Origin of the sequence: Paenibacillus sp. P3E (genome assembly GCF_001909045.1) — a bacterium.
In the GTDB taxonomy this organism is placed as follows: Bacteria; Bacillota; Bacilli; order Paenibacillales; family Paenibacillaceae; genus Paenibacillus_AQ; species Paenibacillus_AQ helianthi.
Genome location: NZ_LVWH01000173.1, coordinates 37,552 through 62,366, shown reverse-complemented (window position 1 = coordinate 62,366; position 24,815 = coordinate 37,552). Strand labels below are relative to the sequence as shown.

Sequence of the window (24,815 nt, the reverse complement as noted above, 5' to 3'; positions counted from 1 at the left end):
AATTCTTTTTCTTGTTCCGCCAGCCGCTGCTCCAGTTCGCGAACCTTTTCCGCACTGTTTACAGGTTCATTGCCGAACTCCCGATACTTCGCCAGCCAGTTATGCAGCACACCAGGGGAGATGCCCAGCTCCTCCCCAATCTCCACCACCGTCTTCGTCTGTTCCTGAATATACTTGACGGCTTCTCTTTTAAACTTTTCATTGTACCGTTGCCGTTGTTCACCCATGTGAACACCTCCTCGTTAAGTTCATTATTCATGCTCTCTTAACGGGTGTCCACTTTTTATTCTACTTGCATTCATCCACCTAATCCAGGCAATTTACTTGCATTTCCACTCTAGGGCATAGATTAGTTCTACTTTTTTCCACTAAATTTATTCTCAGAAGGAATCAGGCCAGATTAGTGATACTTTTTCCACTATAACAGAGTGAGCTATGCATTCAACCGATAAGATACCTCGTGGTTAGGCAAGACTCTTCCTCACCTCAGCAACTCCCAGAGCCCACCTCCACTCCCCTTATCTGCCCTTCTCTTATCCGCCCTCCTCTCCTCCTTTTCTTATCCTGCAACGCCCCCCTTAAAATTTGTTCCTTGACTTTGAGCATACTCCAAGTAGTACATTCATGGCAGGTGGCCACCGTATCTTGGAAGATGAAAAGGGGAACTAAGAAATGACACAACCTACAACCGTTCTGATCACAGGCGCAAATAAAGGGATCGGCTTTGAAACAGCCAGACAGCTCGGAGCCCTCGGACATAGAGTCCTGATTGGCTCGCGCGACGAGCAGCGTGGCAGCGAAGCGGCAGCCGCTTTGACACAGGAGGGCATCCATGCACACTTTATCCAGCTTGACTTGCAAGATCAGGATAGCATTGCAGCTGCGGCGCAAACAATTGCCAAGGAGTACAGTGGTCTTGATGTGCTAATCAACAATGCGGGCATTTCTCTTGGGGGTGCAGCTGCTCCAAGCCAATTGCCGGCGAATGACCTCAGAGCAACGTTCGAAACTAACTTTTTCGGTACGATTGCAGTAACCAGAGCTATGCTCCCGCTGCTCCTGCAATCTCCGGCTGGACGGATCGTCAACATGTCGAGCGGCCTGGGCTCCTTGACCTTCAATAGCGACCCCCATCACGAACATGCCCAATTTAACCTGCTTGCCTACAATAGCTCCAAAGCGGCGGTTAACATGGCTACGATTACTTTTGCCAAGGAATTCAAGGATACTCCGCTCAAGATTAATTCAGGAGATCCCGGCTTCACCGCCACCGATCTCAATGGCTTCACTGGTCAACGCACTGTAGAGCAAGGGGCTAAGATCGCTGTACGTCTGGCTACACTGGATGCAGACGGCCCGACAGGAGGATTTTTCGATGAGAATGGAGAAGTTCCTTGGTAATGTTACTCAAGGAGGTTCCAATGGACATTACTGCGCAAGAAATTCCGGAGACCGTCACTTCCATCAGCCAGGCTGCCGAGCTGACCGGCTTGACCGAGGATACGATACGCTATTATGAGCGGATTGGTCTGCTGCCGTATGCCGACCGCAAACCTAACGGCCATAGACACTACAGCAAGGACCAGATTCTTGGCATCCGTTTCCTGATGCGCCTCAAGGCTACCGGAATGACACTGGAAGAAATGCGGCATTATCTGGAGCTGACCCATCAGGGCGATGGCACGCTATCCGAACGGTACACCCTGCTGGAAGCGCACAATGACAAAATCGCCCGTGAGATCGCAAAACTCCAAGAGACGCAAGAGGTTATCCGTTATAAGCTCCGCCACTTCCGCGAGCTGGCAGAGAATCCGAATACTGAGTCTTACGACTGTGAGCCTCCGGATAGCAGCGGTCCATAAGCCCATTCTTTCTGAGTTGAATATCAGCCCCCCAAATAAACTGTTTCTCCATCTAAGGATGGATAACGGCTTCGTTTGGAGGGTTTTATCTTGCTCGTATTATACAGTTATATAGATAGGACTTGGGAACTTGATCATGAGATCCGTGAATCCTTAGTGGAGAAAGGATCACTAATCCAACTCATTTGGCTTATGAAGTGTCCTATGTGGGAAAAAGTATCACTAATTCTGCTGAAAACGCCGTATGGGATGATTAAGCATGAATTAGGTGTACAAAATCCCACAAAAACCTTCTGTCACAGAGTTCCAGCCCATTTAGTTATACTTATTCCACTTCGCTTCAGTCCCTAAGGAGATACAGCCAGCCAGCCATACATACCGACGTAGCCCCTTATATTAAGGGCGGACCACGATTGTTCCGTTAATGTGTTACAACAAATACCCGATATATCGGATTATTCAGCAACTCTCTGACCTCTACCAGGGCTGGAACGCAAATTAAAAAAAGAGATATCCGCCTGCCGTCTGCACGGAGGGCCTGGATATCTCTTTTTCAGGTAGATTCTCTTTGTCTCTAATTTTCTTAAGCCGACATGTATCTATATATGGCTCAAGCCGTATGCCGTGAAGGCTTCAGGCTCATTCCCTTTTCTCTTGCCTGCTTCTGCACCGGAGGCTTCAGGGAAACCGCAAGGATGCAGGACAGGATACACAGAAGTCCGATCACAATGAAGGTAGGCTTGAACCCGCCGAGGAACGCGGCGATGAACGAACCGGATAAGGCGCCGATCCCGAAGCCCTGGTAGACGATTCCATAGTTCTTGCTGTGGTTCTTAAGGCCGAAGAAGTCGCTGACAATGGCCGGGAACACTGTAATGTTACCCCCGAAGCAGAACGCGATTGCTGCCACACAAGCGAAGAACAATCCGTAGTTTAAGGTTGCATAGCTTAGGGTAAGCATCGCTGCGGCGGTGACCAGAAGGGTGGCACTGACCAGCTTCAAACGGCTCATACGGTCAGACAAGGCTCCCAGAATCAGCCGGCCGGCCGTATTGAAGATGGCGATCATCGCCACGGCATTTGCCGCTGCTGCAATATCCAGACCGGCCAGCTGCACCCCGATATCCTTAACGATACCAATCAGATAGAGGCCGCTCATGCAGGCGGTGAAGAAAATGACGAACAGCAGGTATGCTTCCTTCGTACGGAGCATTTCTTTGACAGTATAGTCTTTCACCAGAACCGGAACTGCAGGGGCAGCAGCTGAAAGAGCCGCTTTGCCCCTTGCAGCTTGTGCCGGAGCAGCCACAGGTGCTTCCCGAACCAGCAGTGAACCCACAACGATCATAACCATAACCATAAGGCCCCAATATAAGAAAGCACTAGACACCCCTGCCGACTCAATTAGACTGCCGTTGATATATTTGAACACCAGGCTTCCTGTTCCATAGGCACCTACCGATACACCTGAGATTAAGCCTTTATTCTTCGGGAACCATTTAATCAGATTGGACAGCGACGTAATGTACGCCGTTCCGTCTGCATACCCGACAACTACACCGGCCAGCAAGTAAAACATCGGAAGGGAGCTGGCTTGTGAACTTAGGATCAGACCTAGACCCAGCATAATCCCTGCGGCTGCGGTCAGTCTACGGAGGCCGAACCGGTCCTGCAGTTTCCCCGCGAACAGCGTCGCGAAGGCCAGGGCAAAGCTGGTAATGGAAAAAGTTATTGAAACAGAGCTGAGCTCCCAGCCGAATTTACTTACGAGCTGTGCATTGAACAGGCTCCAGGTATAGATCGTGCCCAGTCCCATCTGCATAATCACTGTACCTAACACGATGAGCCACCGCTTGCTGCCCGCTGTAGTCGTTGTCATGGGGTATTCCTTCTTTCTCTCAATTGGTCGCTTCGAGGTCTTCTTTGCCTCTTCATTGTAGCGAAAATGCACTTTCTTGAGAGAAATCCGGAATGAGATGACTTAATCGGGGAATGAACTGCCGCTAGATGCGCATGATCTGCCTGAATTCCTTCACCTTGCTGCGGCTGACCGGCACTTCATAGTCCAGATCGCGCAGCCGGAGCAGGTAGGTATTATTGAACCAGGGGATGATTTCCTTGATTTTGGACAGATTCACGACATATGAGCGGTGGCAGCGGAAGAAGCGGTCCTGCGGCAATCGGCTGTGAAACTCGCTGATGCTTAAGGCCATACTGTACTCCTCCCCCTTGGTTATAACACTCGTTGTTTTTTCCTGCGCCGAAGCATAATAGATTTCATCGGCATCGACGACGATGATCTTCTCATTTTTCCACAGGTTGACCTTGTCGCTGACCTTCACATGTTCTTCTCCCGCCTGGTGTCCGCGTGCCGCAAATGCCCCCTCCAGCTTACTCAGCATCGCCTTAATTCTCGTTTCACTGTAGGGCTTCAGAATATAGTCAAAAGCTTCAATCTCAAAAGCCTCGGCAGCATGCTCCTTATACGCAGTAATGAACACAATATAGGGCTTGACCGAGAACCGGCTGATATTCTGGGCCAGCAGCACACCGTCAATGGAAGGAATGTTGATATCCAGAAAAAGCACATCCACTTCCTCCGTCTGCAGATACTTCAGCGCGTCCAGCCCGTCCTCAAACTCGGCGGCAATTCTTATGTTGCTGTGTGCCCCGATCAGAAAAGCAAGCTCCTGCCTTGCCAGTACTTCATCCTCTACAATTATCGCTCTCATCGCTGCTCCTTTGTGACGTCGAAATAGATCTCCGTCCCTTTATCCAGCCGGTGGATCGTCAAGCCATTGCCGTATATCAGCTTTACCCGCTGATGCACGTTGTACAGCCCGATTTTGTTATCCGGCATATCTCCGCTGTAGACCTTCTCAATCGTTTCCTGATTGATCCCTACACCCGTATCGGTAATACCTATCCGCACCATCCCTCCCAGGTCCTTCACGGAAATCGTCACCGTCCCTTGACCCTTTACCTTCAGGATGCCATGGACAATCGCATTCTCCACCAGCGGCTGAATGATCAGACTGGGAATCCGCACCTCTACCTCGTCAATGTCATACTCCACGGCAAGCCGGCTGCCGAAGCGCGCTTTTTCGATCTCCACATATTGCTGGACCTGCTGCAGCTCGCGCCGGATATCAATGAATTCGTCAGTCAGCTCCAGATTGTAGCGCATATAGCCTGACAGATTGACGATCAGCTCCCGCGCCTTATCCGGGTCGATGCGGATGGAAGAAATGATCGCGTTCAGCGCATTGAACAGAAAATGGGGATTAATGCTCGTCTGCAGCGCCTTCAGCTCCGCCTTGTTGGCCATCTCCTTGATGCCCTCCACCCGGGACACCTCCATCAGCGTAGAGATAATCTGCGACAGCCCCACCGCCATAGCCTGCAGGGAGTAGGTGATTTTATGGGCTTTGGTGTAATAAATCTTGAGCGCGCCCGTGACCTCGCCCTTCTCCTTGAGCGGGATAATGATCAGTGAGCGGATCGCCCGGTTCATATATTCCGTATCATCGTCGCGGATGGTAATCTCGCCGCTTCGGAGGGTCATTTTTGTTTCTTCGCTGATAATCTCGTTTGCTTCCGCATAATATTCCTCTCCAACGCCAACATAGGCGCGGATGTAGCGGGTATCGGTAATGGCGACTGCATCGGCTCCAATATCATCCTTGATAATCCCGCAAATGGTCCGCAGCGACTGGGGGTTGATGTTCCGGAAATACGGCAGCGTCTTATTGGCAATGTCGAGAGCCAGCTTGGACTGCTTCGCGGCAATCCGCTCTTTCTCCCCTTCCACGCTCTGCACGAGCATGACGATAAGACCCACACTGATCTGGCCGACAATCATTGGAAAAGCAATCTTGGAGACGATGTCCGCACCCAGGGACGCCGGATTCGCCATAACCAGAATCAGCACCATCGTCAGCGCTTCACAGGCCATTCCGGCCAGAATTCCCGCGATCCAGCGGCGCTCTGCGGAGGTCCGGCGATAAATGATTCCTGAGACTATCCCCGCTGTAATGCTCGTAATCAGGCAGGGTACTGAAGTGATTCCCCCGATATCAATGAGAAAACGGTGAACCCCGGAGATAATGCCTGTAATCAAGCCTACCCATGGACCAAACAGAATCCCTCCGGCCACGATGGCAATAATCCGCACATTCACCAGGGAGCCTTCTACATTTATGCCTGTATAGGTACCGAGGATTGCAAACAGACTGAAGACCACCGTCACCATCGCGAGTTCCTGGGGAGCATACGCCCCTTTAACGAAGATTTCCTTAAACCGCGGCACCCGTGTCAGCACGAACAGACACATCAGCAGCAGCGCCGCCCTCTCAAACAATTGCAGCAGTATCGTCAGATTATGTCCCACAGCCACGCCTCCAAAGGTCAATCTATCGGTCCATTATAGAATGCACCTTGCTGCATAAGCAATCCACTACATAAACTGAACTTAAGAATTAGATGATGTGGCCCAATGAATCGCTGTGATTACAGAGGTTCACCGAATCATGGGGAGTATCTAGTGAGCTCTTCAAAATAAGGTTTATAATGAGAATAATGCGTGTAATTCATGGAGGTGCTGATGCTGCGGATACATAATGAAGAGGATTTGCTGCAGGCGGTGAAAGAAGATCGCTGGATGATGGATATTTTGGCGGCTGCAAGGGAGCTGCAATTACCAGACTCCTGGGTATGTGCCGGATTTGTGCGCTCCAAAGTCTGGGATATGCAGCATGGCTTTGTTGAGAGAACACCCTTGGCGGATGTGGATGTGATCTATTACGACCCGGAAGACCTGCGGGAGGAGGTCGAGAAGATCTGGGAGGAAAAGCTGCGGAGTGAGTACCCTTTTATCCCCTGGTCAGTCAAAAACCAGGCGAGAATGCATGAGGTTAACGGCATTGCCCCGTACTCCTCGTCCATAGATGGCATGTCCAAGTTCCCCGAGACAGCGACTGCGCTAGGTCTGGCGATGGACGAATACGGGGAGCTTAGGTTGGCTGCTCCGCACGGGGTCTCGGATGTGATCCGGATGATCGTCCGCCCCTCCCCGCATTTTAGCGCCAACCCCAAGCTGCATTCGATCTATGAATCCCGGATGGCGAAGAAGAACTGGCAGCGGATCTGGAACCAGCTTCAAGTCCTTTCCATACAGGATTAATCGCCTGATTCTACACTGCCAGTTCTATGCCCACTACACCAATAATCTCTCCCCGCCGGTCTTTGACCGCTCTGGAGAGAGTAATGCACGATTGCTTCGTGATGGCTACACTGTCCTTTATTGAACAGCGTAGCCGTTATAGATTTTCCTGGTTAGAGCTGACTGGATAGCCTCATTAGATTCGGCGGCAGGTTAATTGGAAAAAGTGAACTTAAATCGATCTTATCCCGGTTCTCCCCTAGCGCTAGCTGGAAAAAGTAGATCTAATCCGACCCTTTTCCATCCTTTTGTGTGAATCCGCTTAAATCAAGTCTACTTTGTCCCACTATTGCCTCCATGAAAAGCTTTTTCGTCTATTGAAGTGGACTCGTTCCACTTCACTTCCAGCAGCTCCCCACACGCACCCCTTTTGTCCTCAGATTCTACAGTTCCTTTTGCATTGCAGAACCCGAAGGTCTCTTACTCCAGCATCCCCCGCGCAATCCAGACCCCTGCAGCACCAGCCTGGGCCAGCCCGCGGGTGATGCCCGCTCCGTCACCGCCACAGTAGAGGCCGGAAATTTCCGTTTCCAGCTTCTCTGTCAGCTTCGGCCGGGCGGAATAGAATTTCGCTTCCACGCCATAGAACAGCGTATGCTCGGAGGCAATGCCCGGAGTGACTTTTTCCAGTGCCTCTACCATTTCAATCAGACTCTTCATCGTTGTATACGGCAGCACCAGCCCGAGATCCCCAGGTACCGCTTCCTTCAGCGTGGGCTCCAGAAACCCTTCCTTAATCCGTGTTTCAGTGGAGCGCCGTCCGCGCAGAATATCCCCATATTTCTGGACAATGACACCGCCGCTGGACAGATCATTGGCCCGCTTGCAGATTTCCCGCGCATATTCATTCGGCTTGTCAAAAGGCTCCGTAAAGGTATGCGAAACCAGCAGCGCAAAGTTGGTATTCATGGAACCCAGCGCAGGGTCTTTGTAGGAATGCCCATTGGCCGCCATAACTCCGCTGTGATTCTCCACGACAACATGTCCGGATGGGTTGCTGCAGAACGTACGGACACGTGTGCCTACGGAGGTGTTGAAGATGAACTTCCCTTCATAGAGATGCTCATTAATCTCCCGCATCACGACGTCCGACGTTTCCACTCTAACGCCAACATCCACCTGATTGTTGTACATCTTGAGCCGGCGTCTCTTCAGCACATCCGTCAGCCACGCCGAGCCGTCACGCCCCGGAGCGATCATAACCTTGCCTGCCTCATAGCTCTCGCCATTCTTCAGCACAATGCCTGTAATCCGGTGTTTGCCCTCTTCTTTAGCTGTAACGATATCTTGAACCTCAGTTTTGAACAGCATATCTATGCGTGTCCGCAAATATTCATAGATGGATTTCAGGATTTCCAGGTTCTGCTCTGTTCCGAGATGGCGCACCTGCGCCCGCAGCAGCTTAAGCCCGGCGGCGTATCCCCGCTGCTCGATGCCCCGGATGCTTTCGGTTGTCGGATCCGTAATGACCGGTGTAGCTCCATGCTCCAGATTGATGTCATCCACATACTGGATCAGCTCCAGCACTTTGGATGGTGCCAGATAATCGGTCATCCAGCCGCCAAATTCAGTGGTGATATTGAACTTGCCATCGCTGTAGGCACCCGCTCCCCCAAATCCGGCGGTGATGGAGCAGGCAGGCAGACAGCCGGCGAATTCCTTGCGTCCCGAGGCTGGAGGGCAGAGTTTGATTTTCTCCTCCAGAATCGGGCAATTGCGCCGGTAGATATCATGACCCTTGTCCACCAGCAGCACTTTCAACTCAGGGGCTTTGCGCGTCAATTCATAGCAGGCGAAGATTCCGGCCGGACCGGCACCTACGACAATCACATCATATTTACTCATCGGTTTCTCTGTTCCTCCCAGGCTGAAACGGGCCTCATGTATCTAACAAGGACGGTATCCGTTTCTGCGGTAATCATAGTTCTTCTATAACGCAGCACAAAAAATCCTGACCACTTCATAGGTATGCTAAAAGCATCCTATTCGTAGCCAGGAATTTACGGTTCCCTGTAGAAACCCCCAAACCTTATCTTTGAGGATATACGAACAGCTAATCATTGTTTTATCAGCCAATAGGAATATTACAGAACATATGCGGATGTGTCAAGGAGTTTTGGTGCCAATAATTCGTGTTCCATGCACATATGGCATATAAACTCTAGGAAACACACTGAATAGACACCTAAACACGAACATTCATAATTCCAGCATATTAGTATTGATGAATAAATCCCAGGATAGGAAATGGAGAATTCCAATATATAGTACGAATGTCTCATTCGTTTTTTGGAGGAAAACAGTGATTTTTGTCGAATCTATAGATACATTGCCACTGGAAAAGAGGAACATCCTATGCATATTCCACCGCCAACTCCTCGCCAAACGTACTGGAACCGTCTGATCCTAAATGCATTCTGGGTAGTACTGCTTGTCTATCTGGCCACTCAAATCATAATCTCTTTATCCATAAGCGGGGAACGCCCCGACTTTTCAGGTAAAAGCTTCTTGATCAATAATATACTGATTCCTGACCTTATCATTCTGGGTTCCTTGCTTATGCTGGAAGCCATACATAAATGGCGTCCCCTGTTGTCAGAACTCTCCATCATTATTGCCAGCCATTTGATCGCAATATTGATGATTTCGAATATCAGTGACGAATTCCATGTGAAGCCTCTGATTATGCTCATCCCTTTGCTGGTCTCCATGCTCTATTTGAGAAATATCTATTTGAAAGCCAGTTCCATTCTTTGTCTGATATATATGATCCTGCTGTTCCTGAGTACACATGCTTCTAACTATATGGTGCGCGTCCAAAATGTTATGATTGCCCTAATTTTAACAGGGGCTGCTCTTGCGGGTTTTGGCATCATTGCCCGGGGGCGTGAACTGATGAATTCTCTCGAGAACTCGCTGAAATCGGAGCAGGACCTGCGCATACAAAATATCATTATGGACCGGCTGTCCAAGATTGATCCTTTGACCGATCTGTATAACCACAAAACCTTTCATGAATATCTTGGCTGGCTGATTGATCACCAGCAGAGTAATCCGTTTCCGATGCAGCTGGCTATTCTGGATATCGATAATTTCAAAAAAGTAAATGATCAGTATGGACACTGGGTCGGTGATATTGTACTGAGACAGGTTGCCGCGATGGTGCTGAAGCATATTGGTGCGGATGATTTCGCCGCCCGGTATGGGGGAGAAGAGTTTGTTGTGATTCTGACGGCTAAAAAGCTCGAGGATTCACGCAGGATCATGACGCGTATTCTAACTGCCATTGCCGAGCTGCCTATTACCGAAATGGATGGAGCTTCAATAACCGTCAGCATAGGCATGCATGACTACACCGGTACGGACTCCAAAAGCTCCACCTTTCAGCAGGCAGATGATGCACTGTACGAGGCCAAAAAATCCGGCAAGAATAAAATCGTTATTGCCTGATTAAACGGTCATACATTCAAAAAAGGCCTCAGAGCAAGAAGCTCTGAAGCCTTTTTCCGTGCCCTGCGGCAACTGAATTTATTCAATGCAGATATTCGGGGCCATGACGTCTCTGAGGCTCCAGCAGCTCAATCACTCCGTGCTGCGGCACCGGACGGCTAATGAGATATCCCTGTACCTTGTCACAATCTGATTCCTTGAGAAACGCCAGCTGGTCAGCATCCTCTACTCCTTCTGCTACAACCTCCAGGCCCATTTTATGCCCGAGAATGATGATGGTCTGGACAAAGGATTGGCTGTAGGCCTTTTCCACCAGCGAGTCGATGAAGATTTTGTCCATTTTGAGTGTGGAGATCGGTAACTGCTGCAAATAGCTCAGGGATGAATACCCCGTTCCAAAATCATCCAGAGCGATACGAATTCCGCGGGATTTCAGGAATTCCAGCTTGCTCACTGTGTTTTCAAAGGATTCCATGAAGATGGATTCCGTAATTTCAAGCTCCAGACAATTAGGCGCAAGGCCGCTTTCCTTCAGACTGTCGAGCACAATCTCCACGAAATCATCCTGCAGCAGCTGAATAATGGATATGTTTACTGAAATTTTGTAGGGTAAGCCCGTTCGGTCATTGATGCTTTTCATGAAATTGCAGGCCTCTCTAAGCACCCATTCCCCGATATAGATGATCAGCCTGGAATCTTCGGCAATTTTGATAAAGGACAGCGGAGATACAAAGCCCAGAACCGGACTGTTCCAGCGGATCAGCGCTTCAAAACCCGAGATAAGTCCTGTCCGGATCTCCACCTGCGGCTGGTAATGCAGCTGAAATTCATTGTTAATCATCGCACTGCGCAGATGCTTCTCAATGTTCATCCGTTCATTGAATGGCATATGCATGGACTTGTCGTAGACCACAAAGGTGTTTTTCCCTTCCTCTTTGGCTCTATACATGGCGACATCTGCATTCATCAGTATCTCTTCCGTAGTTTCACCATCTTCCGGGTAGAAGGAAATCCCAATACTCACAGAAACATACAAATTGCTCTCTCCGATCAGAAATGACCTGCGGAAGGAACGCAGAATACGCTCTGCCAGTTCAAGGACCTCTATGGGGTTCTCTGTATCTTTGACAAACACCACAAACTCATCACCGCCAAGTCGGGACAGCATGTCCCCTTCGCGCACAACGGACTGCAGCCGTTCACTGGCCTGACGGATCAGGATATCACCGGATTTATGGCCCAGCGTATCATTAATATATTTGAAATTATCCGTATCCACGAACAGAAGCGCCGCCTTGCCTCCGGGACGGTGGAAATAACTCTCCATAGTCTCCAGTAAAAGAATACGGTTGGGCAGGTTACTGAGTGAATCCATATACGCCAAACGGTGCATATTCTTTTGATTCTCCAGCAGCATATCATACTGGCCTACAAGCTCATCCTGCGTGGCTGTCAGCTGCTCATAGGTAGCTTCAAGCTCCTGGTAGCTGTTACTTAGCTGGAACTCAGCCTGCTTGCGCTTGCTGATATCAATTAAGGAGCCCAGGAACAACATCATTTGGTCTTTGTGGTCTACAATAGCCTTGCCGCGCACTTCAAACCAGACGTAGCTGTTGTCCTTAGTACGCATCCGGTACTCCAGTTCATAGATTGGAGTCAATCCGGCCAAGTGCTCCTGCCGGGCTTTGCGCGCGGGCTCCTGGTCGTCGGGATGGATGATGCTGAGAACACCGCCCTCGAACAGGTTGATCTCTTCTTCCGTGTAGCCCATGACCTCATACCAGCGTTCCGACAGTTTATATCTCCCGTTCTCGTAGTCCAGCTCCCACATGTAGGCACCGGAGCCCTCGGAAGAAAGCCGGAACCGGCGTTCACTTACGGCAAGCTTGCTCAACTGATCTTTCAGTTCCTCCTCGGTCGCCGACAGTTCTTCGTATGTGGCCTCCAGCTCCTCATAGCTGAGCTGCAGCTTGAGTTCATTCTGCTTGCATTCATCTATATCCATCCCGACGAGCACAAATATATCCTTGGCCCGCGGGTCCATTCCACGGATCAGCGTTGTCCGGAACGAGAAGTAGCGTGCTTCGTGTGAATGTGCCGGAAGCTTCAGCTCCACATTACTTACGTAATCTTGATGCACCGCCCGGATGAGAAGCTCTCTTAGCATTTCCGTCCCGCCATCGAGCCCTGACAGCTTCTCAAGGCTCACATCCAGCACATCCTTCTCGCTAAGTCCGGTCATTGCTGCCGCATAGTGATTGAACTTTACAACCCGCTTATCCCCTTGCACCGCCCATACAATCATGCCGCTGTGCTCAATGACATCCCCGAAGAACTCCTGCTCCGAATGGATGGTCCGCCGGAGATGCCTGATATATACTCTGAGCGCAGCAATCACGGCGGCCAAGAGTAATATACCAATGATAATTCCGGATATTATCCGGCCGCGCATCATCGATCTGAAGTTTTCGGAATGGGTGAAAAAATATTGCTGGTACAGCTCCTCATAAGCCCCCGACCGCTCCAGCCGGTCCAGCCGCCCATTAATATAAGAGACGAGCTGAGGCTTAGACTTACTAACGCCAAAAGCGACATCTAAGGGGTATAAATCACTCATTTTCCGGACGATATTGCCGGTTAAGCCCTGCTCAACGATTAAATAGTCTACCACTCCCTGATTTTCAAAGAGCAGGTCAATCTCGCCTTTCCGCAGGGCTTCCAGCGCTTCTGGTACTGTTGCATATTCTATGTATTGTGAGGCATCTGTTTTATTTCGGAGAACGCTCTCGGAATATTGGTCCTTGCCGACGCCGATTATGTAATTCTTCAGGGTGCTTAACTTAATGTCTTCTTGGAGAGTCTGACGGGAATACACGGATATATAGCTTTTGAGTACAGGCTTGGAGAACAGGATCTGCTTCTTCCGTTCCTCAGTTATTGCGGTAAGACCTGTTGTATCAATTTCTCCCCGCGTCAGCCGTTTGTATGTATCCTCCCATTCGCCGGTACTGTAGTGAATCAGATATTCCCGATTCTCAAAAATCATACTCGTCAGGTTAATATCGAAGCCGGTCAGGTATCCGTTCTGTATATACTTGTATGGCGGATAGTCGAGTTCTGCCTGGTATCGGATTTCCTGTCTTTCGGCGTGAGCGGATGCAGGGGGCGCAAGCATGAGCACAATGCTAATTAGAAGCAAGAGTTTACACCGCTTCATCGCAATTCTCCTTTTTCCAAAATATAAGAATTTTTATGCTTCACGCTATCATTTATATCAAGCTCTATTCGACAAAAAACGGTATGTTTCCTGCAAGAGGCCCCTGCAACTGCGATAAATTATGCAATTCCTCCTAAGTACACCTGTAACAAAAAAATTGAAGTCCTTCACTTTTTTATATTGCTTTTTAGATAAAAAATGTGGATAATAGCATTAACGGTTGATAATGATTATCATTATTGAGAAAATTCAATCATTCCCTTCACTATATTTGAAATAAAGGAGACTGAACACCCATGAACGCAGCCACTACCCGGACGGCACTGAAGGTTGACGATTATCTGGATCTGCTCAATCTTGCTGTAAAAGTTGGAGATTTGAAATGGCAAAAGGAAATCAAATCCAGATTGCAATATATACTCTGCCTGCAAACCAGATAGCAGTCCTGCAGTTACGCCGCATCCCCTTGAGGGAATGCGGCTTTTTGGGTTCTTCGGGTGTTGAATCCCAAGTGAACAGCCGTAGGGTGTTTAATGATATAGTATAATTATCAGCATAATATACAGTACACTAGACCCCCTTCAGATCGGAGCGTGCCCCTTTGAAAAAATATGTTGTCTTGTTCCTGATGTTCAGCCTCCTATGGATGCCTAATGTGTATGCGGCGGGAATTCCTGCACAGGAGGGAATGGTTACCGATAAAGCCGGTCTGCTCACCAATCAGGAGGCGGCTGATATTGCAGCCATTGCTGCTGGTGACCTCTATACCATTCGGGTATTGACCGTGGATTCCCTGGATGGGGCTGAGGCTTCTGCCTATGCCACAGACGTATATGACTCCTGGGCCTTAACGCCGCAGGATGTTCTTCTCTTAATATCTGCCCAAGACCAGCAGGTTGAACTGAATTTCCTGAACCCGGGTCTCCAGAAGGAGATCAACACCTGGTCCCAAGCCCACGGCGGGGCTGCGGGTACTGCGGCCATCCAGAGAATACTGGATACGTACTTCATTCCCTATGTGCGGGAAGGCGATTTTGCCGGGGGTATCCGCTCCATGATTAAGGAGCTTCATTCCTTTGCCGGCACAAGCGGCGGTGCAGTTGCAGACGGTGGAAGTTCCGGGTCCCCGAACAGCGGCGCAGCAGCAGGCAGTACCACGGACAGCCGGAACAGCGGCGGTTCTGGACGTGCAGAGAGCGGCAGTTCCGGCCTTGGGCTACTCACACTAGCAGCGCTCGTCATTGGGATTGTACTGCTGGCAATAGTACTGTATGTGCTGTTCACTGGTCTGCGCAGACGGAGACAGCTTAGCAGCCAGCAGGAGCAGTTGGCAGACCTGCTGGTAAGGGCCAATCATGCCCTGGAATCCCTTCAGCCGTTCCAGGGCATTGTTCAGGGGAAAACCGGGGAAATGGTCGAGGGAATTTCCAAAAGGCTGTCAGCCAAGCTGGTGGAAATCTCCGCATTACAAAGCTCAGGCCAGAGTTCCCTGCCTCCGTTCTATCATTTGAAGGCACTCAAAGAAGCCAGTACAGAGCTGCAGCAGGCCGAGGAGGCTTACCGCTCAGCACTTGAGGAAGAGGAGCAGCATATAGCTGTAATCAGTGATGCCGACCGCAATGTCAAACAGCAGATTACAGAGCTGAAAAAGGATGCGCCTGAATTGAATGAATATCTCCAGAGCGCAGTGAAGGAGACCGGCTATGGGCTGGAGGAAATCGCGGAGGATCTGAAGGAACTGGCCGAGGAAACTGCCAAAGCGGATGAGCTGGAGCTCTTCGACCCGATTGCCGCACAGGATATGACCGGGGAAGCCCAAGAACGGCAGGAACAAATCGAGCAGGATCTGCGGGATGTTGATACTTATGACGATAAACTCAATAAATTTCCAGGGGTTGTGGCAGCTGCACGCAGCAAAATTGCAACACTGATTGAACAGAACTCCCTCCACAATATGAAGGTTAAGCCTTATGATAGTCTTGACCAGGCCTCTTCAGCCTCAGCAACGCTTGAAGCGCCTCTCCGTATCGGGGATATGGATGAAGTACGCAGAATCGCTGCCCAAATGGACACCTTGCTTGGTGAAGCCGTCCTCATGACAGAACGTCAGGCACTGATCCGCCAGAATAACCTGAGGGATCTGGCTACGATTCGCGGCCGCTGGAGTGAGCTGACTCAGCGGCGCAATGAGCTGCAAGGCCAGATTACTGAAGCCCGCAGCCGATTTGAGGAGTATCATCTAAGTCCTCTTGCAGAAGCGCTTGAGACATCGGGCACACAGCTCCGTCAGGGTGCGGGCGAAGTGCCGCAGATCGAAACCTGGACCAGCGACCAGCGCGGGGAATACGACAACGCCCGCAGCGGCCTGGACCGGCTGCTTCAGCTGCAAGAAGAAACCGTACAGAAATTCGATCATATCAGCGAAAGTCTGAGCACATTGAATCAACGCTTGTCTGACATTACCCGGCTCTTCTCTGAGGGGCAAGCCCAGGTTGATACGGCCCAGAACCGGCTGCAAAGCAAGGGGATCGCTTCCAGAAGCCCCTTCCAGCTCTCCCTGCTGCCGGAGCATGCTGAACTGGAGCAGCGACTGGCTACCCGGCCTTACAACCTTGATGAGCTGGAGGCCGCGGGACGCTCCTATGCATCCCGGATTTCTTCCTTCGTAGAGGAAGCGAACCGGCTGATACGCCAGAAAGAAGAAGAGGAGCGCCTGGCACAGCTGGCGATCCTGCGGGAACAGCAGCGCCGGGAGCAGGCGCGCAGGCGCTCCTCCTCTGGGGGTGGATTCGGCGGAGGACGATCCTCTGGAGGCTCCTCATGGGGAGGCGGCGGCCGTTCCTCCGGGGGATCGTCCTGGGGAGGCGGGGGAGGCAAATCCGGCAGAAACTCCTCTGGCGGCTCCAAATGATAGACATTCAGATTTATCCGAAACGCCTCCGGCCCAATTTCTGGCCGGAGGCGTTTTTTGCCGGAATGCAGTTGTTACCTTGGGAGCTGTGCAAATAAGTGAAGGATCATTTCATGCGTGACATATGGATTCTTATATTTGGACTTTAAAGGGCAATTCATTACTGCCTCATCTCTGCAATAAAGTGTTCAAAAGCCGGGGATAGCATGCGCTCCTTGCGGTATATGAGCTGAATGTAAAACTTCTCTTGCTTCCCGGTTAAGGGAATTCCGGTTAAGACGCCAGTGTTCAGTTCCTCCTCAATAGCATAGCGCGGCAAGAAGGCTGTTCCCCACTGATGCCGCACCGCCTGCTTGATTCCCTCAAGGTTTCCGAATTCCATGTCTATACGCGGAGCAATGCCCGCCGCCTTGAGCTCCTGCAGCAACTGCTTGCGGTAAGTACATGTATCCTCCGTCAGCACCAACGGCTCGTCAGCCAGCTGATTGGAAGTAACCTCCGTTTCTTTGGCAAGCCTATGCTCCGGATGGGTGACTACATACAACGGTTCCTGGCGCAGCGGCAGCGCGATAATCTCATCGGACCTGTACGTCACATCAAAGATCAGTCCGAAATCTGCTGATTTATCTTTAACCGCCGTAATAATCCCTTCCTCCGAGCCGGGCTGAACACGAAGCTGTACCTCGGGATACCGCAATCTATAGCGGTGCAGCCGGTGTGGCAGGTAATAGGCCGCAAGGGTCTCTATGGCCCCGATATTCAGTACGCCCCGGTCCCCTCCCGCAATCATTCCCTTGGCCTCTTCGCTGAGCGCCAGCATTTGCCGGGCATACGGCAGAAGATTATTCCCCGCAAAGGTCGGAATCATCCCCCGTCCCGAACGCTCGAGCAGGATCGCCCTGTACATTTCCTCAAGCTTGGCAACTTGAGCAGTCACACTCGATTGGGCGTAGCCTAATTTCTCTGCCGCCCGCGTGTAACTTCCGCTGGATACTACTTCACAAAAGGTCCGCAAATAGGTGAGTTCCATCGTAATTTCTCCCGAACTATCGAAAATTTCGATATTTATCATCAAGTACTATAGATAACTACAATTATAGATTCATTATACAATAAAGCCAGCACGATATCCCAGAGGAGGAATCTTTATGATCATCACACCTAAATCACAGGTACTGGCTGTGCCCGCAGCCGACCCTGCAGCAGCCCTGAATTATTTTACAGCTAAGGGCTCTTTTGAAACCGATGTGGCTGATGTGGCGTTTGATCTGCGCGAGGGCATCACCGGGTTTACGCTGGTGGATGTCCGCGACACCCGTTCCTACGGGGAAGCCCACCTGCCGGGAGCTGTCTCCCTGCCTTCGGGCCGTCTTGCTAGCGGCTCTCCCGAGTTCTCCACTGGAGAGGTCCTGGTACTCTACTGCTGGGGCCCTGCCTGCAATGGAGCCAGCAAAGCTGCTGCCAGACTGGCTGCTCAGGGCTATCCGGTGAAGGAAATGCTCGGAGGTATCGAGTACTGGCGCAAAGAAGGTGGGGCACTGGAAGGCACGCTTGGCGAGAAAGCACCCCTATACTGGAATACGCGGCAGGAATAAGTGTTCTATCTGCCTTATTTGGATGACAGTCTATTATTTGGCGGAAATTATTTAACATCAAACAAGCCCGTCCTCCACGGTTAGGCGGAAGCGGGCTTGCTTGGGGCTTTGGCTTTGGCTGATGCCGATTCGCTACAGCCGGTTATCAGCACACTGCAGAGCCGCTGATCATGTGGCTGAACCTCTTTTCTTAGTGCGTATCCTTAGGCTCATCATGCTGCTCATCCAGAAACGGCTTGTTCACATAATAATACATTACGCCCATCAGCACGCCGCCTCCGATTAGATTCCCCAAAGTGACCGGCACCAGATTGTGGAGAACACCGCCCCAGGAGATTGTACCGGGATGATCCAGTACGAGTGCAATCGCAAACGTACACATATTCGCGATACTGTGCTCATAGCCGGAAATGAAGAAGCAGAAGACGAACAGAACCATGGCGAACATTTTGGCTCCATCGCTTTTCATAGACATGGGGACAAAAAAGGCCAGACATACCAGCCAATTACAAAGAATTGCACGGAAGAACAATTGCATCGTTGGGGCTTCCATCTTGTGCGCCACCACATTCAGCAGAAATCCGTTCACACTGGAGTCATAGAATAACCCCGTCAAAAAAATCAGCAGCGCAAATGCAGTGGCCCCGAGAATATTACCGATGTAGCTCATGACCCACATCCGTACAACCTCGGTCCACTGCATTTTGCGTCTTAAGGCGGCATACGTGTAATAAAAGGTGTCTCCAGTGAATAAATCGCCTCCGCCATACGAGATCAGAATGATGGCTGCTCCAAACGTAATCGCCGCCATCGGATACGTCATCGGCGAATGCTCCATGTAGAAAAAGTTACCGGTCTTGAACGCTACGATGACACCGAAGCCAATGAACATACTGGCCAGCATTGCCCTGGCGATATAACGGAAAATACTCTGCTTGTAAATCTTCTGTTTCTTCAGAGCCAACTTCTCTACCTGCAGCAGTGCCTCGTTCTCCATGTGACCTCCGCATTAGCTTCGTATTTTCAGCGATGTGAGGCTGAAGACAGCCTCCGGGTTATTATACCCAATAAACCGCTGGAAATCGCTTGAACCACGGAATATCTTAAATTTTTTGGATTCTAATCGGAGAACCCCAACACTGCTGCCCTAACTGTCATCGCCCGGATCATTCAACCTGACAATAGCCGCTGCCTTCTCACTGCTGGCTACGACGATAAGCACAAGTATCAAACACCCCAGAACCATCCGCTTATCCCCACTTCCTCCATATGCCGCCTCAGTGACAACTTATGTGGGGGAGTGGTGGAATATGATCGGGAACCACTTCTAGATTAGTCGGCCAAGCTTCCCATGTAATAGCTGATGGCTTTAAAATTCTTATCATAGAAAACGATAATGTAATCCTCAGACTTTCCATTCAAAGCTTGATTGTCTTCAAATAGCATCGGGTAGTACGTATCGCTGAAATCGGTCGGATGATATGGATTCATCTGTTGTACCGCTTGCTCCGCAGTGAAGCTTTTTCCGGCGGCATTGAGAGTAGATCCAGTCGTGAATGAAAAATAGGCCGCTTCTGGGTGTGCCTTCAGATAATCCTTAAACGTAACATAATCCATTCGCAGGCTGTTGCCATATTCCCGCAGCAAGGATACGCCTTCCTTGACCTGAACGGCTGTGCCATCCCATACAGGCGTACTGGGAGACATGGTGATCCGCTGAGTAGCATAACGTGCGGGCTGAAGACTTTTATCGTAGAACACTACGGTTACGTAGTAATCGCCTTTTTTGTCCAGCTTCCGAAGGTAGGCCAAGTCCGCAAAGGGCTGGATGCCGATTCCTTTTGAGCCTTTGATATCCGCCAAGGTAATTGGATTTTCCGTGAGATAGAAAGACATGAATGAAGTTTCACTTCTCAAGGTATAAGGATAATACTGGTTATATGCGAATATAGTTGTTCCGTTGAATTCCGTATCACTTATCCGAATATCGGAATAAATCTGTGAAAGACTGCTGCCCAGCGGGCCCGCATGCCGCATCGTCTCCAGATCGCCTAGCGCCTTTTCCAGCTTGTCTTTGTCAGTCTGGCTAATCTGCGCCTTCTGTGCATCACTCAGTACGGAATACGCGTTCGAAGCCTTCAGGATGGAGTTCTCTGCTTCCAGCACTGTCGTCGAGTAGCCCTGAATTTCACTAATTCTTTCCTTGGCGGCTTCGACGGCCAGTTGGTCACTAAGATGAACCTTTCCTTCATAATAGCTGATAGCCTGCAAGGTCTTATCGTAAAAGATAATAGTGTACTCCTGCTCAACATTGGTTTTCAGATCCTTCAGCACTTCAACAGCCAATGGGATATCATCTACAGGCTGGGTATAATTATAAGCCTCTACTACCCGGATACGCTTTTGGTTATACAGTCTGAGCGAAAAAGAGAGCAGATCGCTCAATTCATGATTGGCGGCAACAGTGTCCACGTACTTTGGAGTAATAGTGTAATAAGCCGCCTCTTCATTCTGAGATAAAACATTCGAAACATCTACAATGTCGGAATATTTTGCGCTTCCGTCAATCATTTGCTTATCCCGCTCAATCGTTACACCACTTGCAAGCTTTGCAATATTGGCCGCTGAGCTGGTAAGTGAAGGATGTAAATTCACCTTTTGAGTACTGTAGCCGGCTGCCCCATCCTTACCCCTGAACACAACCGTCACATATTTGTCTCCGCCTGTTCCGACATAATCGCTGGGCACTGTCATTTTATAGATCGGATTGTATTGGTACGGAAGGGTACTCATAGTTAAGAAAGCTCTTTTATTGTATAACTCCCAACGCAGATCCCTGTCATCAATGGGTGTGGAAGTAATATAGTAGGAGGCGGTGCCTGTGCTTTTGAGAATTGACTCAGGAATCGAACTAAAATCAAACTGCAAGTACACAGCATTCGTTACCGTAGCATCTGGAGAAGCAATAATATAGGTTTGAAGTAGCGGGATCTCTTTAACCGGCGTTGTTGGCACTGGTGTGGCCGTTGATGCCGGAGTCGCGGTCGGAACTGGTGTCGCCGTTGGAGCTGGAGTTGGCGCTATAGTTACGGTTGGTGTAGCCGTAGCTATTCCTCCTCCTCCACCGCCACCTCCGCCAATGATCACTGCCGGTGTTGGCGTTGCAGAAGCCGTCGTAATAACTAAAGAATCCTTTTGCGGACCCTCTATGGTGAGCGGCTTGGTATTAAACGAAGAGCCTTTAGCCCCGTCATTAAGGATCGCTGTCTCCACTTGGCCGGTTCCGGTCACCTTGGTGAACGCATCCAGCACCGCTTTGGTTACCTTAGTTCCACTCGCAATATCTACTGAGGCATTCCCCGCCGCAGCACCTATGCTGAGTGCTGCCACTGAACCCTTAGTCAGCTGCATGACGGCTTTGGCGTTAATATTTACAGTATCAAATGCTCCAGACAGAACAAAGGGACCGCTGGAAGTGAGGTCCTGATCAACCGTAACATTGGTGAACCCAGCACCTGTAACCCCGCTTTCCTCAAGCTTGGCGGAGGTCTGCACTGTTACCTGCTTCACACTGGTGGTGCCTTCGGATACTAACCGGACCGCTCCACCCGCTTTGTTCACAACCACATCCCCCAGTTGGGAGTTAATGAAGTGAACAGAATCGCCTCCCCCTCCCTTGACAGTAGTAGTGCCACGAACGGTTACATTCTTCAAGGTCACGTCTCCATTGCCAATTCCGGCATCCAGCAGAAGATTACCCACGATTGTCACGTTCTGGAGTGTAACTCCGTCGGCGGAGATAACTACAGTCTCGGAAGTCCACCGGTTCTGTTCATCCTCTCCTCCATAAACACCCGCATGATCAAAAATTTCTGCGCCGCCGCTCACTTGAAGCATCGGCTCAATTAGAGTTACCGCTTCCGCCCGGGTCAACGGCTTCTTAGGTTTAAATGTCCCATCCGGGTACCCTTTCATTAGATCAGCGTTAATAAGCGCAGTGACACTGCCTGCACTCCATGCCGCAACCTCTCCACGGTCACTGAAGCCCGCCAGAGCCTCTGCTTTATTTTGCGTTAATTCAAACTTCAACAACCTGCTTATAATAACCGCCGCCTCTTGGCGGGTAATCTGTGCATTCGGGCGCGCCTTGTTGTTGTAGCCCTGAACATAGCCTGCCCCAACGGCCATAGCCACCTCTTTGTAGGCCCAACTGGTGGCACTGACATCAGAGAACGTTATTTTCGGAACTTCTTTCTTGTCGAATAAACTAGCAATCTCAAAAGAGCGGTTTACAATCGCCATAAACTCGGCTCTGGTTATGGATTGATCGGGTTTTACCGATCCATCTTCAAACCCTTTCAGTAGGCCTTTGTCCAGCCACTTTTCAATCGTATTCTGCGCCCAGTGGCCTTCATAGTCCTTCACCGTTTCAGCCGCAGCAGCACCCATCGAGCCAAACAGCACGCCTATTCCTAGCGCACCCGTCAACAATCCGCGAAATATCCTGCCCATTTCCTGTCCCTCCCTGTTTTGTGTGTCCGTTATGTAGCCCTCAGCAAGCACAATTGGAAACATTACCTTTTTATTCTATGCAAATATATCAGTACATTGCAAATTACACAATTAATAGAAATAGAAGTATGCAATCAAGCACCAAAAAAGCCTGCCAAAAGCTGAGCAGGCTTGTCCAATTTAAGTTTGATCCGCTGATTAAAATCCTTAGTTCAAAAAGTTACTAAGCCCGCTGTCGGGTTCCGCCTGCTTCAAGGCCTGCGGCTGTGAGCCTTCATTCAATCCGAGGCGGTTGTTCAGCTGCGTGTTGATGGTTGTCATTTTGGACGTATAATCCTGGCAGCTCTCGATGATCCGGCGGTTGGACTGTTCAGAGGTATCCAAGGCGCTCAGCAGATCGCCAATAGCCTGATTAACGGCTTCGAGCGACATAGAGGGCTTGGAGAGCAATTCTGTTGTTTTCTCCGTAGTGGTACGCAGCAGACGCGCGTTCTCCTTGAACTGATCTTCAATGGTCTTATTCGTCGCTTCCACCGCAGAGATGACATTCTCCTGATCGGCCAGAGACATGGCAATCATCGCCGAGACAGTGATCAGATTCGATGTTTTATCAATCGCGTTATTTACGGAATCGATCAGCTTATCATTGTTGTCGTTGATGATATCCGTAGCGGCAATGGCTTGGTTATACAGGAGAATCATTTCGGTCATAGACTGGATTCGGACCATAACCTTACGCAGCCCGCGTTCCAGATATGCCTTGCGGAACTCATTTTCGGGTTTGGCGATTTCAGCCTCGAACAGCTCCTTCAGCTTGTTGCCGAAGGCGATCTTGGTCTGCAGGTTGTAAATCTCCTCCATAGAGGTGCGTTTGAGCTGGCGCATATTGACGATGCTCTCTTCGAGCGTATCGCGTCCGTCACGCAAGCCGGTTACAATCGCATCAATATTCGTGCGGACGGACTGATACTTGTATACGTAATTCTTGAGCGGACTCTTACGGAGCATTTTTCCAAAAAAGCTGACGTTCTTGCTCTGCTGGAGCGTCTCGCACTCATTGCGCAGCTTCATAATCATATTCGGCACTTCTACCCGTTTGCCGGACATCAGATCATTCACCGGACGGTCCAGCAGCTTCAGGGTCTGCCCCGCCTTCTCCTGCGTCTTCACTCCCAGCTTGCCGATATCATCCATTAAGGAATCCAGGGCAACGGTGTCTGTCTTGGCGACCTTCTCAATCAGCTGAGAGGCCTCCAGGGCAACTTTCTGCTCATCTTCTTTTTTGAGCTCAATCAACTGCGTGGACATGGGTTTCCCTCCTCCTATAATTCGGAACTGCTGTACCGCTGATGAATCAGTTCCGCCTTGGTCTGAAGTTCCATCAGGTCTTTATGCTCGATCGTCGAGGCGATATCCGAAATCTTGGTATCGACATCACGCAGACCGTTCAGCAGCATTCTCCGGTTTCTTGTTTTGGCTTCACCACCCAAACGCAGAAACGGATTGATTACACCATTGAGATCCTTCAGCACCAGCCTGCGGACGGTATGATTAATCTCCCCGTTACCCAGCTCCTGCAGCAAAGGAATGATGCGCTGCAGCCTGGCAAAGAGCGCCAGCGACTTCTCGACAATCTCATTATCGAGCGTATCCTTCTGCCCTTCAGAAATAATCATATCCTCCAAAATGCTGAGATACTCCACCACCGGAGCGAATTCCGCCCCAATCTGAATCCCGGCTCTCTCCCGTCCGGCAAAGGCTTGTCCATCTGCAGCGGCAGACCCGCTGGAAGCGCCGACCGCCTCAAGGCTACGGGCTGCAGGTGAAGGGGCTATCGCTTCTTCCCCTTCACGCTGTCCAGCCGGAAGAACCTCTGCCGGCAGATTAATCCGCTGTGTACCGCCTATAATCGCGACGCCTGCACCGGCCACCGGCAGCAGCAGAGAGATTATCTCAGGTATAAAAGCACTCGTCAGCAAGGCAACAATATAGCCGGCTCCGCCATACAACAATACTTTCCCTTTTAATTGCATTATTCTCACCTCTT

At 50.3% G+C, this 24,815-nt stretch carries 18 protein-coding genes and 1 riboswitch; of the genes, 7 read left to right on the top strand and 11 right to left on the bottom strand.

The window, feature by feature from the left end:
- The coding region (locus A3842_RS18020) for a transposase (protein WP_074102122.1) at nt 1–227 on the bottom strand (227 nt) is incomplete at its 3' end.
- A 445-nt stretch (nt 228–672) separates the two neighbouring features.
- On the opposite strand from A3842_RS18020, the gene A3842_RS18015 reads away from it, so the two are divergent.
- Both A3842_RS18015 and A3842_RS18010 read left to right on the top strand, forming a co-directional pair.
- Complete coding sequence (locus A3842_RS18015; RefSeq protein WP_074102277.1) at nt 673–1,401, top strand: SDR family oxidoreductase; 729 nt, start codon at nt 673–675, stop codon at nt 1,399–1,401.
- Between the two features lie 20 nt (nt 1,402–1,421).
- Nucleotides 1,422–1,862, top strand: a complete 441-nt coding sequence (locus tag A3842_RS18010; RefSeq protein ID WP_074102276.1) for a MerR family transcriptional regulator — start codon at nt 1,422–1,424, stop codon at nt 1,860–1,862.
- Nucleotides 1,863–2,472: 610 nt separating this feature from the next.
- On the opposite strand, the gene A3842_RS18000 is transcribed toward A3842_RS18010, so the two are convergent.
- The 3 genes from A3842_RS18000 to A3842_RS17990 all read right to left on the bottom strand — a co-directional run bounded on the left by A3842_RS18000 (nt 2,473) and on the right by A3842_RS17990 (nt 6,195).
- Nucleotides 2,473–3,741 carry an L-lactate MFS transporter gene (locus A3842_RS18000; protein WP_074102274.1) on the bottom strand — a complete coding sequence of 423 codons (1,269 nt, stop codon included), beginning with the start codon at nt 3,739–3,741 and terminating at the stop codon, nt 2,473–2,475.
- 124 nt (nt 3,742–3,865) lie between these two features.
- On the bottom strand, nt 3,866–4,594 hold the full coding sequence (locus tag A3842_RS17995; RefSeq protein WP_074086647.1) for a LytR/AlgR family response regulator transcription factor: 729 nt from the start codon (nt 4,592–4,594) through the stop codon (nt 3,866–3,868).
- Entirely contained in the window at nt 4,591–6,195 is a 1,605-nt protein-coding gene (locus A3842_RS17990; RefSeq protein ID WP_178382374.1) for a LytS/YhcK type 5TM receptor domain-containing protein, read from the bottom strand. The genes A3842_RS17995 and A3842_RS17990 overlap by 4 nt, the downstream gene beginning before the upstream one ends.
- A gap of 258 nt (nt 6,196–6,453) precedes the next feature.
- On the opposite strand from A3842_RS17990, the gene A3842_RS17985 reads away from it, so the two are divergent.
- Nucleotides 6,454–7,044, top strand: coding sequence for a nucleotidyltransferase family protein (locus A3842_RS17985; RefSeq protein WP_256701750.1), 591 nt, complete (start codon nt 6,454–6,456; stop codon nt 7,042–7,044).
- A gap of 459 nt (nt 7,045–7,503) precedes the next feature.
- Here A3842_RS17985 and A3842_RS17980 read toward each other — a convergent pair whose 3' ends face one another.
- A complete protein-coding gene (locus tag A3842_RS17980; RefSeq protein WP_074086645.1) occupies nt 7,504–8,928 on the bottom strand; it encodes an NAD(P)/FAD-dependent oxidoreductase in 1,425 nt (474 codons plus the stop codon).
- A 124-nt stretch (nt 8,929–9,052) separates the two neighbouring features.
- Nucleotides 9,053–9,152: riboswitch (purine riboswitch) on the bottom strand.
- A 286-nt stretch (nt 9,153–9,438) separates the two neighbouring features.
- Here A3842_RS17980 and A3842_RS17975 point away from each other — a divergent pair.
- Nucleotides 9,439–10,533: a GGDEF domain-containing protein gene (locus A3842_RS17975; RefSeq protein WP_074102272.1), complete on the top strand. Its 1,095-nt coding sequence runs from the start codon at nt 9,439–9,441 to the stop codon at nt 10,531–10,533.
- Between the two features lie 82 nt (nt 10,534–10,615).
- Here the strand turns inward: A3842_RS17975 and A3842_RS17970 are convergent, their stop codons facing one another.
- The gene (locus A3842_RS17970; protein WP_074102271.1) at nt 10,616–13,750 is read right to left on the bottom strand and encodes an EAL domain-containing protein; all 3,135 of its coding nucleotides are present in this window, start codon (nt 13,748–13,750) and stop codon (nt 10,616–10,618) included.
- A 296-nt stretch (nt 13,751–14,046) separates the two neighbouring features.
- On the opposite strand from A3842_RS17970, the gene A3842_RS32605 reads away from it, so the two are divergent.
- A complete protein-coding gene (locus A3842_RS32605; RefSeq protein WP_167330798.1) occupies nt 14,047–14,190 on the top strand; it encodes a hypothetical protein in 144 nt (47 codons plus the stop codon).
- A gap of 161 nt (nt 14,191–14,351) precedes the next feature.
- Nucleotides 14,352–16,661 carry a TPM domain-containing protein gene (locus A3842_RS17965; RefSeq protein WP_074102270.1) on the top strand — a complete coding sequence of 770 codons (2,310 nt, stop codon included), beginning with the start codon at nt 14,352–14,354 and terminating at the stop codon, nt 16,659–16,661.
- 160 nt (nt 16,662–16,821) lie between these two features.
- Here the strand turns inward: A3842_RS17965 and A3842_RS17960 are convergent, their stop codons facing one another.
- Nucleotides 16,822–17,691 (bottom strand): LysR family transcriptional regulator, encoded by an 870-nt coding sequence (locus A3842_RS17960; protein WP_074102269.1) that lies wholly within the window; start codon nt 17,689–17,691, stop codon nt 16,822–16,824.
- Between the two features lie 118 nt (nt 17,692–17,809).
- Here A3842_RS17960 and A3842_RS17955 point away from each other — a divergent pair, with 118 nt between their 5' ends.
- Entirely contained in the window at nt 17,810–18,256 is a 447-nt protein-coding gene (locus tag A3842_RS17955) for a rhodanese-like domain-containing protein (RefSeq protein ID WP_074086640.1), read from the top strand.
- Between the two features lie 190 nt (nt 18,257–18,446).
- Here A3842_RS17955 and A3842_RS17950 read toward each other — a convergent pair whose 3' ends face one another.
- From A3842_RS17950 to A3842_RS17935, 4 genes are all read right to left on the bottom strand, one after another.
- Nucleotides 18,447–19,253 carry a formate/nitrite transporter family protein gene (locus A3842_RS17950; RefSeq protein WP_074102268.1) on the bottom strand — a complete coding sequence of 269 codons (807 nt, stop codon included), beginning with the start codon at nt 19,251–19,253 and terminating at the stop codon, nt 18,447–18,449.
- 335 nt (nt 19,254–19,588) lie between these two features.
- On the bottom strand, nt 19,589–22,768 hold the full coding sequence (locus A3842_RS17945; protein WP_074102267.1) for an S-layer homology domain-containing protein: 3,180 nt from the start codon (nt 22,766–22,768) through the stop codon (nt 19,589–19,591).
- Between the two features lie 207 nt (nt 22,769–22,975).
- Nucleotides 22,976–24,076: a toxic anion resistance protein gene (locus A3842_RS17940; RefSeq protein ID WP_074086637.1), complete on the bottom strand. Its 1,101-nt coding sequence runs from the start codon at nt 24,074–24,076 to the stop codon at nt 22,976–22,978.
- A 14-nt stretch (nt 24,077–24,090) separates the two neighbouring features.
- Nucleotides 24,091–24,801 carry a hypothetical protein gene (locus A3842_RS17935; RefSeq protein WP_074102266.1) on the bottom strand — a complete coding sequence of 237 codons (711 nt, stop codon included), beginning with the start codon at nt 24,799–24,801 and terminating at the stop codon, nt 24,091–24,093.
- Nucleotides 24,802–24,815 lie beyond the last annotated feature (14 nt).